Source organism: Cryobacterium sp. Hz7 (genome assembly GCF_004402815.1).
GTDB lineage: Bacteria > Actinomycetota > Actinomycetes > Actinomycetales > Microbacteriaceae > Cryobacterium > Cryobacterium sandaracinum.
Map to the genome: position 1 here is coordinate 184,051 of NZ_SOFB01000053.1, position 13,127 is coordinate 197,177.

Consider the following 13,127-nt stretch of genomic DNA (forward strand, 5'->3'; position numbering starts at 1 on the left):
GAGCCGGTCGGGCGCGGCGCGCCTCTCCCCGAGGAGGTGTTTCAGCTCCGGCCGGGGGCTCCGTCAACCTCGGCCTGGGGTTCTGATTCAGTTTCGGGGGCAGCCGTGGCTGCGGTGTTGTCACTATTGTCGACGTTGTCATCGTCGTCGTCCGGTTCCTCCGGGAGCTCTTCGAGCAAGCCGGGAGGCGGGGTGATGGTGACGATGCCGGTCGCGATGTCGACGGAGGGCACGATGGCCTTCACGAATGGGATCATGACCTCGGCGGCGGGGGTCTTCACGATCAACAGGTCCTGCGCGGGAAGGTGCTCCAGCCGCGCGATGGTTCCGATCTGGACGCCGTCGCGCACGACGGAGAGGCCGATCAACTGGTGGTCGTACCAGGCGTCTTCTTCGCCGGACTGTTCCGCGTCGTCTTGGTCGATCCAGAGGATCGCCTTGGCGAGGGCTTCGGCCGCTTCACGGTCGGGGACATCCTTGAAGAAGCCGACCGCGTGCTGGTTGTACCAGCGGAGCTCGACGAGCTCGATTTTCTTGCCGTGCCAGGGTGAACCCGTGGGCACCTGCAGGGTGAACACGGCGCCCGGGACGAAACGACGTCCCGGGTCATCCGTGAACAATTCCAGCTTGATCGCGCCCTTGAGACCGTGCGCCTTGGTCAGGCGCCCCACCCTCAACTGGCTGCGCGGAGTCGTACTGTCGTTCACCGAACTCATATCCAACTACTCATTTACCAGTTCAGAAATCGGTGTCGACGACGTCAACGCGCACGCGCCGGCCGTCGGCCAGCGCGGCCACGAGGGTGCGCAGTGCCTTGGCGGTGCGCCCGGAACGCCCGATCACGCGGCCGAGGTCTTCGGGGCTCACACGAACCTCGAGAACCTCGCCCCGTGGGGACGTCTGGGTCACAACATGCACATCGTCCGGGTGATCGACGATCCCCTTGACAAGATGCTCAAGCGCGGGAGCGAGCAAAATTACGCCTTGTCCTCTTCGGTTGCCTCCGCGGCAGCCTCGGTCTCCTTGGGTGCCTCTTCCTTGGCCACAGGCTTGACGGCCTTCGGCTTCAGAACCGGCTTCTTCTTCTCGTCGGCGACGAACGGAGCCTTCGGCTCCTTGAACTTCACGGTACTGACGGCGTTCTTGTCACCCTTGAAGATGCCCCAGTCGCCGGTCAGCTTGAGGAGAGCCTCAACCTGCTCTGTCGGCTGTGCTCCAACGCCCAGCCAGTACAGGGCACGCTCGGACTTGACCTCGATGACGGAGGGCTCCTGCGTGGGGTGGTAGATGCCGATCTCTTCGATGACACGACCATCGCGCTTGGTGCGCGCGTCGGCAACGACGATGCGGTAGTACGGTGCACGGATCTTGCCCATGCGCTTCAAACGAATTTTGACAGCCACAATTCTCCTGTGTATTTGATTTTTGGCGAACTGAGGGCCGTGAGCGTGGGGGCACACTCGGCACAAGCTCAATAAGGTTTTTTCCTGCGCCTGAGTAGAGGGTCGGACGCAAGAGAACTCGACTAATCATTCTGTCAGACATCGACGACTTTCTGATAATCGACCGGCTGGGCGGCGCGGTCATCACCGGACCCGCGTCCGGCTGGGGCGCCGCTTCGCCAATCGGTGTCAGGATTGTCACACAACCACGCCCGAAGGGGTGAACCAGGATCGGAAGGACCGCGCATGGGGATCGAATTTGCCCGGTCGAAACGGTCAACCATTGGCATCGAGTGGGAACTCGCCCTCGTCGACCGCGAGTCGGGTGACCTGGTCTGCCTGGCCGAAGAGGTGCTGACGGCTCTGGCCGCGCCCGACGGCACGCCGCATCCGCACATCACCGGGGAATTGCTCCTGAACACGGTCGAACTCGTGTCGGGGGTGCACCATACAGTTGCGGGCGCCGTCACGGATGTCGCCGTCCAGGTTGACGAGGTGCGCGCCATCACGGATCCGCGGGGCGTCGAACTCATCTCTAGCGGATCGCATCCGTTCAGCCAGTGGTTCGACCAGAAGGTCACGGACGAGGCCCGCTACCAGCGGTTGATCGACCGCACCCAGTGGTGGGGCCGCAACATGATGATCTGGGGCATCCACGTGCATGTGGGGATCGAGGACAAGGCCAAGGTCATCCCGATTTTGAACGGCCTGCTCGGCTACCTGCCGCACCTGCAGGCCCTGTCGGCGTCGAGCCCGTTCTGGGCCGGCGTGAACACGGGCTACGCCTCCAACCGCGCCCTCATGTTCCAGCAGTTGCCCACCGCCGGCCTGCCGTGGATCCTGCAGGACTGGGAGGCCTGGGAGCGCTACGTGGCCGATATGACGGCCACCGGGGTGATCGAGGATGCGACCGAGGTGCGCTGGGACATCCGTCCTTCGCCGCGATGGGGAACCATCGAGGTGCGCGCCTGCGACGGCGTGTCCACGACGGAGGAACTCGGCGCCATCGCCGCGTTCATCCAGTGCCTGGTCGACTGGATGTCTGGGCGTCTCGACGCCGGCGAGACGGTCGGGCCGATGCAGCCGTGGTTCGTTCGTGAGAACAAATGGCGGGCCGCTCGCTACGGCCTGGACGCCGAGATCATCACGGATGCCGCGGGCGCCGAAAGCCTGGTGACCGACGATGTGCGCCGGCTGATCGGCATCCTCTCCCCCGTCGCCGAGCGTCTGGGCTGCCTGGACGAGCTGCAGAGCCTGAACCGGATCATCACCGCGGGTGCGAGCTACCAGCGGCAGCTGCGCGTCGCCGAGGCGCACGGCGGCAGCCTGCCGGCCGTCGTGAAGTCGCTGACCCGCGAACTCCGCACGGGCCTCCCCGCATAGCTGACTGAGCCCTCATGGCCGTGGACGATGCGGGATCGCGGCTTGGGGGTTCCGAGCCGGGTGTTCGTGATGTCGACGCAGGCAGGCAGTGGACCGTGACGCGGGATGTGAGTGCGTTCCGGCCACCGTGTCTCTCGGGTCCGCGGCCCTGAAGCAACTCCGTCCCCAACGAATTCGACGGCGATTTTGGCGGAATCGGCCCGTCACACACCGAAAAACCCGTTTCACACCAAAATCTCCGTCGAATTGGTTCACCACCGAAGCCGGCGTTCCGCCTGTGATGATCAGCGTCCACGTGGTGCGGGCAGGACTGACCTTCCGGGAGCGATACCACCACTCGATTAGGACTCACGCATCTCGGGTGCAGCCCGTCTCAAGCGCGTTTTTTGTATCACGCCAGGCGAGCCAGTCAGTGAGCGAGGCCAGGTCGTAGTGCGGGCCGGACAGCCCAAGGGTGAACAGGCGGGCGCCTAGGTCGTAGAGCTCGTCGGCCTCGGTCACGGTGCGGGCCCGCAGCTCGGTGGAGATCTCGATCTCGGAGAGGTCCCGGCCCACCGTGTCACACCACTTCGAGAGCACGCCGAGCTTGTGCTCGAGCACCGCGGGAGTGGAAAACGAATGCCAGATGTCCGCATGTCTCGCCACGATCCGGAGGGTCTTCTTCTCGCCCCCGCCGCCGATCAGCACCGGGATGTCGCGCAGGGGCGGCGGGTTCAGCTTCGCCCAGCGCGCCTCGATCCGCGGGAGGTCGGCTTCGAGGGCGTCCAGGCGGGTGCCCGCGGTGCCGAACTCGAAGCCATACTCGTCGTAGTCGCGCTCGAACCAGCCGGAGCCGGTGCCGAAGATGAACCGGCCGCCGCTGATGTGGTCGATGGTGCGCGCCATGTCGGCCTGCAGGTCGGGGTTGCGGTAGCCGTTGCAGTTGACCAGCGCGCCCAGCTCGATGGTGGAGGTCTGCTCCGCCCAGGCCGCGAGGAGCGTCCAAGACTCGAAGTGGAGGCCGTTCTTCTCGCCGGAGAGCGGAAAGAAATGGTCCCAGTCGAACGCGATGTCCGTGCCTAGGGCCTCGACCTCCGCCACGGTCACTCGGATCTTCGGATAGAGGGCGTGCTGCGGGGCGATTTGCACACCGATACGCACTCGGTCGGCCCTGGGGGAAGGCGTGGAGGAAGGCGTTGAGGAGGTCATGCGCTCATCCTAAACCGGCGGCCGGGGGCATCCGCAGCGCAGTCAGCGGCTCAGCGTTTGCGGCGCAGTATCACCGACCGAGCATCTTCTGCAGGGCGGCCATCTCGTCTTCGGTGGGACCGCCCGCCTTCCTGGCGCCGCCGAGGCCGAAGCCCGTGCCGCCGCCCGCACCGGGGCCCGCGCCAGCGGGCTTCTCACCGGACGCGATCGCCAGGTTCTCCGCCGCGCGCTTGGCCGGGTTGCCCGACTTCGAGCCCTTCTTCTTGGGCTGCGGCTTGCCACGGCCGCCGCCGCCCATGCCGCCGGGGACCGGGCCCATGCCGGGGATGTTGGGCATGCCGCCCTTGGCGACCGTCTTCATCATCTTGGCGGCCTGCTCGAACCGGGACACGAGCTGGTTGACCTCGGTCACGGTCGATCCGGCGCCGCGGGCGATGCGCAGCCGACGGGATCCGTTCAACAGCTTCGGGGTGGTGCGCTCGGCCTTGGTCATCGACTGGATGATGGCCTCGGTGCGCACGATCTCGTGCTCGTCGAAGTTCTCGAGCTGCTGCTTCATGGCGCCGGCGCCGGGGAGCATGCTCATCATCTTCTTGATCGAACCCATGTTGCGCAGCTGCTGCATCTGCCCGAGGAAGTCGTCGAGGGTGAAACTGTCGGTGGAGAACTTCTCCGCCATCTTGCGTGCTTCGTCTTCGTCGAAGGCACCCTGCGCCTGCTCGATCAGGGTGAGGATGTCACCGAGGTCGAGGATGCGGCTGGCCATGCGGTCGGGGTGGAACGGCTCGAAGTCGTCGAGGCTCTCACCGGTCGACGCGAACATGATCGGACGGCCGGTGATCGAGGCCACGGACAGGGCCGCACCGCCGCGCGCGTCGCCGTCGAGCTTGGAGAGCACCACGCCGGTGAAGTCGACGCCGTCCTGGAACGCCTTGGCGGTGGCCACCGCGTCCTGGCCGATCATGGCGTCGATCACGAAGAGCACTTCGTCGGGGTCGATGGCCGTGCGGATGTCCGCGGCCTGCTTCATCATCTCCGCGTCGACGCCGAGGCGTCCGGCGGTGTCGACGATGACCACGTCGTGCATCTTCTGCTGCGCGTACTTGACGCCGTCGCGGGCGACCTTGACCGGGTTGCCGACGCCGTTGCCGGGCTCGGGCGCGTAGACGGGCACGCCCGCCTGGGCGCCGACGACCTCGAGCTGGGTGACCGCGTTCGGGCGCTGCAGGTCGGCCGCGACCAGGATCGGGGTGTGGCCGTCTTTCGCGAGCCACTTCGCGAGCTTGCCGGCGAGGGTGGTCTTACCGGCACCCTGGAGGCCGGCGAGCATGATGATGGTCGGCGGCTTCTTGGCGAATTCGAGTCGGCGCTGCTGGCCGCCGAGGATCTCGACGAGCTCCTCGTTGACGATCTTGACGACCTGCTGGGCCGGGTTCAGCGCCTTGCTGACCTCGTCGCCGAGGGCACGCTCGCGCACCTTGCCGGTGAAGTCCTTGACCACCTCGAGGGCGACGTCGGCGTCGAGCAGTGCGCGCCGGATCTCGCGCACGGTGCCGTCGACATCCGCCGCGCTGAGCTTGCCCTTGGTGCGGAGATTCTTGAACGTCTCGGCCAGGCGATCTGAGAGGTTTCCAAAAGTAGCCATAATGCGTTTAGTTTAACCGGTCGCGGAGCCTACGTTTGTTCGGGTGCGCAAACCGCATCCGAAGCCAGGAGTCACCATGTCCGTTGTCGTCGTCGCCGTACTCACCCCGAAGCCCGGTCGCAGCCAGGAGCTCCTGGACGCGTTCGCCGTGGTCTCCCCCACGGTGCACGCCGAGACCGGCTGCGAACGGTATGCCGCGCACACCGACGGTGACCTGGTGGTCATGGTCGAGCGCTGGGCCAGCGTCGCCGACCTCGCGGTGCACGCGACCGGCGCGGGAATCACCGAACTTGGTGCGCTCACCGATGACGCACTGGCCGCCCCAACGGACGTCAAGGTGCTGCAGAACGTGCCGTTCGGCGACCCGGCCAAGGGCACCATCCAGGAGGGGCACTGACGTCCGACCGGACTGCTGCGCTACTGCTCGACGGCGATCCGCACGGGGTCGCCGTGCACGTCGATCGTGACCACGAGCAGGGCGTCGGTGTCATCGGGGCTGATCGAGTACTCGAGCACCGCGAAGTGCTCCTCGCTACGGAAGTGGTGCGGGTGGAAACCGATCCGCTGCAGCTGGATGGAGCGCAGAAAATCGATTTGTTTGTCGCCCGAATCCCAGATCAGGGCGTCGTCGAGAACCTCGGGATCCATTTCGTCGAGTTCGGTCGTGATGTATGCGCCCGTCACCGAGCCCTCCTTGCTGAGGTCGGCCACGAGCGATTCGCGGGCCTGCGAATCGAGTCCCTCGATGTCGTTGACCATGGCCGCCGCAATGTCGAGCGCTTCGGCCGAGACGGACTCCTCGTCGGGGGAGCTGAGGTCGATCTGCACGTCCTGGTCGCCCAGTTCGGCCGAATCCGACCAGTAGACCTCGCCAGCATCGTCACTGCCGAGAATTCCGAAGAAATCGTGTTCGATGGTCATGACTGTCCTATCCGACGAGTTTTTGTGCGAAAACGTGCGGCGTGAAACCGGTGAGGTCGTTGATGCCCTCGCCCTGGCCCACGAGCTTGATCGGGATGCCGGTCTTCTCCTGCACGGCGAGCACGAAGCCGCCCTTGGCGGATCCGTCCAGTTTGGTGAGCACGAGCCCGGTCACGCCGGCATGCTGGATGAAGGCCTCGGCCTGGGCCAGTCCGTTCTGGCCGGTCGTCGCGTCGAGCACGAGGAGCACCTCGGCGATCGGGGTCTGCTTCTCGATCACCTTGCGGATCTTGGTGAGCTCGTCCATCAGGCCGCCCTTGGTCTGCAGCCGCCCGGCGGTGTCGATGATCACGATCTCCGTGCCGTCTTTCATGGCCCGCTCGACGGTCTGGAAGGCGACGGATGCCGGGTCCTGGCCGTGGGCCTGCGGCCGCACGATGTCGGCGCCCGCCCGTTCGGCCCAGGTTGCCAGCTGTTCCACGGCGGCCGCACGGAACGTGTCTGCCGCCCCGATCAGCACGCTGCGGTTGTAGGTGCGCAGGAACTTCGCGAATTTGCCGATCGTGGTGGTCTTGCCGACGCCGTTGACGCCGACGACGAGCACGACGGCAGGCCGCGCGCTGAGGTTGAGGGTGGAGTCGAGCTTGGAGAGCCGTTCCTCGAGGCCTTCGCGCAGCATCCGTTGCAGGTCGGTCGGGTCGGTCGTGTTGTACCTGGCGACCTTGGCCCGCAGGTCGGCCACGACCGCCTCCGTGATGCTGGGACCGAAGTCGGCCTGGATGAGCGCGTCTTCGAGGTCTTCCCAGGTTTCGGCGTCGATGAGCTTCTTCGCGAACATGCCGCGCAGTGCGCCGGAGAGAGACCAGGGGGTGCGTTCTGCCATACCTACAGCCTATGGCTCGTGCGGTATCTGCGCCGCTGCGCCCCAGGTGTGCCTCGCGCGAAGCGGCGCAGCCGGCGCGTACCGAGCGGTGGACCTCCGAACCGATGGTGCGGACCGGGAGCGGCACCGCCCCGATAACGCTCGTTCGTGCGATTCGTGCCGTCACACGAGCGACCCGACCCGGCAGAATGACGGGGTGACGGCCCAGACCTCATCCTCTCGTGTCGGCATCGTCCACATCACGGCACGTCCTTCCCGCACGGCCCGGTGGCGGTCGGCAGCCTGATGCGTACGCTGGCGGCCGCGCGGCCGGAGCCGATCGTTGCCCTCGGATTCGTCGATGTGCAGCGCCCGGACACGCCGGAGACCCTCAGCCCGGTGTGAGGGTGTTGTTCTGAGGGACTTTCGGTCCTGGAACGACCACCCGAAAACGAGCAGGAATGTGCAAGCCCCCCGACAGCCGCGCGGACCCGGTCTAGGGTGTCGGCATGGCAGTCAGCACAGGGCCCGAGAGTGTGCGCACCGGGATCAACCGGTGCATCGCGGCGTGCGACGCTCTCGTGACGGTAAGCGAGGACTGCGCGCACGCCTGCCTCCGCATCAAGGGCAACGGCGACATCACCCGCTGCTTCTTCGCCGACCTGGACTGCATCGAGGTGTGTTCGTCGACGAGCCGGCTGCTGTCCTGGCATGCGCGCAAGGACGGGCTGATGACCATCGCGCTGCTGGAAACCTGCCGCGAGGCCGCCCGGGCATCGATCGCGGCCTGCGAGAACATGGCCCGGCTGCATCCGGGCTGGCACACCTGCAGCATGGCCTGCCGCCGGGTCGACGAGGCCTGCTCGCGACTCCTGGCCGTGCTGCGCTAGCGTTCTTCACTCGACAGCGGCGAACAGCGGCGACGTGTCAGGATGCCTGCTCGTCATCCTTCGCGATGCGCTGCCCGACCACGGCCGAGACCCCATCGAGGCGCATCGAGACGCCGTAAAGGGCATCCGCGATCTCCATCGTGCGTTTCTGGTGGGTGATCACGATGAGCTGACTGGTGGCGCGCAGGTCCTCGAAGATAGTCAGCAGCCGGCCGAGGTTGGCGTCGTCGAGGGCAGCCTCGACCTCGTCCATGATGTAGAACGGACTCGGGCGGGCCTTGAAGATGGCGATCAGCAGGGCCACGGCGGCGAGCGAGCGCTCTCCGCCCGACAGCAGCGAGAGCCGCTCGATCTTCTTGCCGGCGGGCTTGACCGAGACCTCGATGCCGGTCGTGAGCAGGCTGTCGGGATCGGTGAGACGGATGCTGCCGCTCCCGCCCGGGAACAGCACCGGGAACACCTCGGCGAACGCCGCCTGGGTGTCGTCGAAGGCGCTGCCGAAGATGGCACCCATCTTCTCGTCGATCTCCTCGATGATGGTGAGCAGGTCGCGGCGCGTGTTGGAGAGGTCGGTGAGCTGCTCAGTGAGGAAGCGGTGCCGCTGCTCGAGCGCGGCAAACTCCTCGAGGGCCAGCGGGTTCACTCGGCCGAGCTGGGCATAGCGGCGCTCGGCGACGGTCAGGCGGCGCTGTTGGTCGTCCCGGTCGAAGCGGACGGGTTCGGAGGTCGGGTCTGGGCTGTTCTGGATGGCGCCCGGAATCGGCTGGTCGGGCCCGTACTCGGCCACGAGCACGTCTTCGGTCAGACCGAGGTCGCTGACGGCGCGCTCGAGCAGCCCGGACAGGTGCAGCTTCTTCTCGTAGATGGCCAGTTCCAGGCCGTGCACGGTCTCGGTGACGGCCTGCAACCGGGCGCGCAGGGCGCTGTCCTCCCGGCGCAGCGCTGCGATTTCCTCGTTCTGGCTGCTGCGCTCCGCCTCGGCGGTGGCCAGGCGCAGCCTGGCTTCGCTGGCGGAGGCGTCGACCGAGGCAAGCACCAGCGGGAGCGCCTCGGCCACCCGGCTGGCGGCATCCACCTGACGGCGACGGATGACCGCACGCCGGGCTGCCTCCTCGGCCGCCGCCCGCGCGGCAGTCTGCTGTTTCGCGAGCGCGTCGGCCCGCGCCTGCCCGGCGCGCACGCGTTCGCGGGCGGTCTCGGCCTGGAGCCGGGCCTCGACCTCGGCTTCGCGCGCGGCCTCGAGGGCGGCGACGAGCGCGTCGCGAGGTCCGGTATCCGGCACCGGGCGCGGCCGGGCGCGCTGTTCGTCGCGCGCGGTGCGGGCCATCTCGCTCGCGGCCTCGAGGGCGGCGACGGCCTCGGCCTGCAGCAGGAGGGCGGCGGAGAGCCGACTCAGTTCGGCGGTGGCCGCCTCGAGCTGCACGGTGGCCCGGTTGGTCTTCTCGGCCTGCACGGTCGTGCGGGACTCGAACGCCCGCACCCGGGCGGTGGCCGCCTGGGCCTGGGTCTTGCGGGCGGACAGCACGACGCGGGCCTCGGCGAGGTCGGCGACGACCTGCTCGAGCCGGATGCGCACCGCAGCGAGCGAGTCGGCGGCCGCATCGCGGTCGGCGATGAGCTCGAGGCGGCTGCGCCGGGCCCCGGAACCACCGCACAGCACGGTGTCGCTGAATACGTCTCCGGCCCGGGTGATGACGGTGATCGGGAGGGCTGCGCGCCCGGCGGTCGCCACGCCAACGGTCTCCACGCCAACGGTCTCCACTTCCTCGGATCGGGGTCCGAATCGGTCCACGGCGGCTCGGGCGGCGTCGAGGTCGTCGGCGATCGCCGTACGCCGGAGCAGGCCGAGCACCCCGGGTGGCGCGTCGATCACCGATTCGGCCCAGAGCAGCCCGGGCTGCACGGTGAGGTCTGGCCGGGTGTCGGGTGCGAGGACATCCGTCGTGCCGGTACCCGACGTGCCAATACCTGACATGCCGGTATCCGCCGTGCCGTCACCGGGCGCGTCGGCGTCGATCGTGCCGGCCGTCGCATCGCCGGTCGCGTCTGCGGGCGGGGCATCGGCCCTGGCGTCTTTGTCGATCGTGCCGGCCACGATAAGTTCGACCCGGCCGAGATCGTCGGCGCGGGCGCGCACGATGGCGTCGACGGCCGCGCTCCAGGTGTCGGCGAGCACGGCGTCGGCGAGGGAGCCGAGGGCGGCGGCGATGGCGGCCTCGTAGCCGGGCCGCACGCGCACATGCTCGGCCACCAGACCACGGATGCCCGCCGGGGCCGCAGCGAGCAGGGCCGCCGAGCCGTCCTTATGGTCCAGGGCGAGGGACAGTGCCCCCGCGCGGGCGGCGAGGGCGTCCCGTTCGCGTTCGCCGAGGTGCAGTTCGTCGCGCAGGCGTTCGACCTCGACCTCCGCCTGGGCGACGGCAGACCGGGCCGCGGCGGCAGCCTCGGCCGGGTGGATCTCGCCGGCGTCGACGGCGGCCGCGTCGAGCGCCGCGGCGTCCGCGGCGAGTCCGGCGAGGTGTGCCTCAGCCGTGTCGACCCGGCCACGGGCGGCATTGAGGGCGTTCTGCTGCCGCAGCACTTCGCCGCGCACGGAGGCCAGGCGGCCCGCGGCGGTCTCGGCCTGCCCGGTCAGCTGGGAGAGGTGGAGGTCGTGCCGGGAGACCAGCACGGCCTGGGCGGCGATCTGTTCGTCGAGGGCGTCGAGCCGGCCCCGGGCCTCCTCGGTGGCCGCGCGGGCGGCAGCCCAGGTGGAGTCGGCCACGTCGATGCGGCTACGCAGCGCGTCGATCTCGGCGGCGGCATCCGTCAGCATCGCCGTGGTCACGCTGGGGCCGGCGTCCACGGACTCGGCCTGCGAGCCGAGCAGGGCCAGCCGCTGGTTGGCGAGGGTGTAGAGGCCGCGCAGGCGCTCCTGCACGGATTCCAGGCCGAAGTTCGTGCGCCGGGCCCGGTCGACGGCGTCGCCGATCTGCTCTTGCTCGAGTCGGCGCAGGCGCCGCTGCCGGGTCTCGAGCTGTTCGGTCAGCACGAGTCGTTCGGCATGCCGCTCGCTCTCGGTGCGGCCGTGCGCGTCGAGCGCGATACGCAGCGTGACCACGTCGTCGGCGAGGAGCCGGGCCCGGGCGTCGCGGGCGACGGCGGCGATGATCTGCGCCTCGCGGGCGATGTCGGCCTGGCGTCCGAGCGGTTTGAGCTGCCGACGGATCTCCCCGGCAAGGTCGCTGAGCCGGGTGAGGTTGGCCTGCATGCCGTCGAGCTTGCGGAGGGTCTTCTCCTTGCGCCGACGGTGCTTGAGAATGCCGGCGGCCTCCTCGATGAACCCGCGGCGCTCCTCGGGGCTGGCGCGCAGCACGGCGTCGAGCTGCCCCTGCCCCACGATCACGTGCATCTCCCGGCCGAGGCCGGAGTCGCTGAGCAACTCCTGCACGTCGAGCAGGCGGCAGGTGCGCCCGTTGATCGCATACTCACTCGCGCCGTTGCGAAAGAGGGTGCGGGAGATGGTGACCTCGGTGTAGTCGATCGGTAGCGCGCCATCCGTGTTGTCGATGGTCAGCGTCACGGCCGCCCGGCCGAGCGGGCCCTTGGTGGACGTGCCGGCGAAAATGACGTCTTCCATCTTGCCGCCGCGAAGGGTCTTCGCGCCCTGCTCGCCCATCACCCAGGCGAGTGCGTCGACGACGTTGGACTTGCCCGAGCCGTTGGGCCCGACCACGCAGGTGACGCCGGGTTCGAAGGCGAACGTGGTGGGGTGGGCGAAGGATTTGAAGCCTTTGAGCGTGAGGCTTTTCAGATACATGGTTTCGCCCCCTTTCGTCGCTGACTCGGGTCGCGGCTGCCCGGCGCGCCGCCCCCAGTAACGGTACCGGACACAGCCGCCACCGCCCGGTAGGCGCGGTCCCTGGCGGTAGGCGCGGTCCCTGACGAATTCGACGGAGATTTTGCCGATTTGGAGCGGAAACGGATGTCTCGGGCCGGGTTTGAGCAAAATCTCCGTCGAATTGATTCGGAGCTGGGGCCGAACCCGGGCGGCAGGGGCGGCAGGGGCGGCAGGGGCGGCGCTACGCTGGCCGATCATGGGGACCTTCACCTTCGAGATCGACGAACTCGCCATCCCCGCCGCGCCGCAGGCTCCCGGCTGGGCCGATTTCGAGGCGGCAAACGGGGTGCGCAACACGGTCGAGGCGGAGGCGTATGGCACCACCGACCTGGAGCTGACCGCCGAAGAGCTCCTGCCGGACTGGCTCAAGCAGGCGTGGGAGCCCAAGCGCCTCCCCGTGGCCCGGTCCAAGGGACGCCTTGTCGGGCGCGGTCACTACGAGACCCTTCCGGAGGGTTCCGCCGAGCACGCGTGGTTGGCCGTGGAAGCGCTTCCCGAGTACCGACCGCGAGGCATCGGCTCAGCCCTCACTGCCCGGCTCGGGGCGATCGCGCACTCCGAGGACCGCAGCGTTCAGATCGTCTACGCACCATCACCGACAGCGCCGGGTGGGCGCCTTCACTCCCCCACCGGGTTCGGTTCGGTTCCGCTCGGCAACCCCGAGGTTCGGTTCCTTCAGGGCCGCGGCTACCTCCTCGAGCAGGTCGTGCGCGCCAGCCGGCATACCCTGCCGGTGGATCCCACGCAGCTACGTCGACTGCGCGACGCCGCCGCCGCGCACGCGGGTCCGGACTATGCAGTGCTGCAGTGGGTCGATCGCACCCCGCCGGAATGCTTGCCCGATCTGGCGGTGCTCTACACGCGCATGAGCACGGATGCCCCGAGCGCCGGCCTTGCCGAACCGGAGCAGCTCTAG

Annotated in this window: 12 protein-coding genes; 4 read left to right on the plus strand and 8 right to left on the minus strand. The window is 68.3% G+C overall.

The genetic code is table 11. From position 1 onward, the window contains the following. Positions 1–41 precede the first annotated feature (41 nt). Genes rimM through rpsP form a run of 3 tightly spaced genes read right to left on the minus strand, consistent with a single transcriptional unit; the run spans position 42 to position 1,403 of the window. Positions 42–716 carry a ribosome maturation factor RimM gene (gene rimM, locus E3N86_RS13530; RefSeq protein ID WP_104103111.1) on the minus strand — a complete coding sequence of 225 codons (675 nt, stop codon included), beginning with the start codon at positions 714–716 and terminating at the stop codon, positions 42–44. 22 nt (positions 717–738) lie between these two features. Further along, positions 739–975 carry an RNA-binding protein gene (locus E3N86_RS13535; protein ID WP_104103108.1) on the minus strand — a complete coding sequence of 79 codons (237 nt, stop codon included), beginning with the start codon at positions 973–975 and terminating at the stop codon, positions 739–741. A gap of 2 nt (positions 976–977) precedes the next feature. Next, positions 978–1,403 (minus strand): 30S ribosomal protein S16, encoded by a 426-nt coding sequence (rpsP, locus tag E3N86_RS13540; protein ID WP_104103105.1) that lies wholly within the window; start codon positions 1,401–1,403, stop codon positions 978–980. 285 nt (positions 1,404–1,688) lie between these two features. On the opposite strand from rpsP, the gene E3N86_RS13545 reads away from it, so the two are divergent. Beyond that, positions 1,689–2,825: a glutamate--cysteine ligase gene (locus E3N86_RS13545; protein ID WP_104103102.1), complete on the plus strand. Its 1,137-nt coding sequence runs from the start codon at positions 1,689–1,691 to the stop codon at positions 2,823–2,825. Between the two features lie 348 nt (positions 2,826–3,173). Here E3N86_RS13545 and E3N86_RS13550 read toward each other — a convergent pair whose 3' ends face one another. Together E3N86_RS13550 and ffh are read right to left on the minus strand one after the other, a co-directional pair. Beyond that, entirely contained in the window at positions 3,174–4,013 is an 840-nt protein-coding gene (locus E3N86_RS13550) for an LLM class F420-dependent oxidoreductase (RefSeq protein WP_104103100.1), read from the minus strand. Between the two features lie 70 nt (positions 4,014–4,083). Further along, a complete protein-coding gene (ffh, locus tag E3N86_RS13555) occupies positions 4,084–5,658 on the minus strand; it encodes a signal recognition particle protein (protein WP_134512145.1) in 1,575 nt (524 codons plus the stop codon). 76 nt (positions 5,659–5,734) lie between these two features. Here ffh and E3N86_RS13560 point away from each other — a divergent pair, with 76 nt between their 5' ends. Then, positions 5,735–6,055: a putative quinol monooxygenase gene (locus tag E3N86_RS13560; RefSeq protein WP_134374270.1), complete on the plus strand. Its 321-nt coding sequence runs from the start codon at positions 5,735–5,737 to the stop codon at positions 6,053–6,055. Between the two features lie 20 nt (positions 6,056–6,075). On the opposite strand, the gene E3N86_RS13565 is transcribed toward E3N86_RS13560, so the two are convergent. Both E3N86_RS13565 and ftsY read right to left on the minus strand, forming a co-directional pair. Continuing rightward, the gene (locus tag E3N86_RS13565) at positions 6,076–6,579 is read right to left on the minus strand and encodes a DUF2004 domain-containing protein (RefSeq protein WP_104103091.1); all 504 of its coding nucleotides are present in this window, start codon (positions 6,577–6,579) and stop codon (positions 6,076–6,078) included. Positions 6,580–6,586: 7 nt separating this feature from the next. Then, complete coding sequence (ftsY, locus tag E3N86_RS13570) at positions 6,587–7,462, minus strand: signal recognition particle-docking protein FtsY (RefSeq protein WP_104103088.1); 876 nt, start codon at positions 7,460–7,462, stop codon at positions 6,587–6,589. Between the two features lie 488 nt (positions 7,463–7,950). Here ftsY and E3N86_RS16930 point away from each other — a divergent pair, with 488 nt between their 5' ends. Next, positions 7,951–8,331 (plus strand): four-helix bundle copper-binding protein, encoded by a 381-nt coding sequence (locus tag E3N86_RS16930; protein ID WP_166785099.1) that lies wholly within the window; start codon positions 7,951–7,953, stop codon positions 8,329–8,331. 37 nt (positions 8,332–8,368) lie between these two features. On the opposite strand, the gene E3N86_RS13580 is transcribed toward E3N86_RS16930, so the two are convergent. Next, positions 8,369–12,130, minus strand: coding sequence for a chromosome segregation SMC family protein (locus E3N86_RS13580; RefSeq protein ID WP_134512146.1), 3,762 nt, complete (start codon positions 12,128–12,130; stop codon positions 8,369–8,371). A 277-nt stretch (positions 12,131–12,407) separates the two neighbouring features. Between E3N86_RS13580 and E3N86_RS13585 the strand changes: the two genes are divergently transcribed. Then, complete coding sequence (locus tag E3N86_RS13585) at positions 12,408–13,127, plus strand: GNAT family N-acetyltransferase (protein WP_134371595.1); 720 nt, start codon at positions 12,408–12,410, stop codon at positions 13,125–13,127.

Excerpts from the sequence above, each read along its gene's own strand:
- E3N86_RS13580 (WP_134512146.1), bottom strand. The coding sequence starts at position 12,130 with ATGTATCTGAAAAGCCTCACGCTCAAAGGCTTCAAATCCTTCGCCCAC.
- E3N86_RS13565 (WP_104103091.1), bottom strand. The coding sequence starts at position 6,579 with ATGACCATCGAACACGATTTCTTCGGAATTCTCGGCAGTGACGATGCT.
- E3N86_RS16930 (WP_166785099.1), top strand. The coding sequence starts at position 7,951 with ATGGCAGTCAGCACAGGGCCCGAGAGTGTGCGCACCGGGATCAACCGG.
- ffh (WP_134512145.1), bottom strand. The coding sequence starts at position 5,658 with ATGGCTACTTTTGGAAACCTCTCAGATCGCCTGGCCGAGACGTTCAAG.
- rimM (WP_104103111.1), bottom strand. The coding sequence starts at position 716 with ATGAGTTCGGTGAACGACAGTACGACTCCGCGCAGCCAGTTGAGGGTG.
- E3N86_RS13545 (WP_104103102.1), top strand. The coding sequence starts at position 1,689 with ATGGGGATCGAATTTGCCCGGTCGAAACGGTCAACCATTGGCATCGAG.
- E3N86_RS13585 (WP_134371595.1), top strand. The coding sequence starts at position 12,408 with ATGGGGACCTTCACCTTCGAGATCGACGAACTCGCCATCCCCGCCGCG.
- E3N86_RS13560 (WP_134374270.1), top strand. The coding sequence starts at position 5,735 with ATGTCCGTTGTCGTCGTCGCCGTACTCACCCCGAAGCCCGGTCGCAGC.
- ftsY (WP_104103088.1), bottom strand. The coding sequence starts at position 7,462 with ATGGCAGAACGCACCCCCTGGTCTCTCTCCGGCGCACTGCGCGGCATG.
- E3N86_RS13550 (WP_104103100.1), bottom strand. The coding sequence starts at position 4,013 with ATGACCTCCTCAACGCCTTCCTCCACGCCTTCCCCCAGGGCCGACCGA.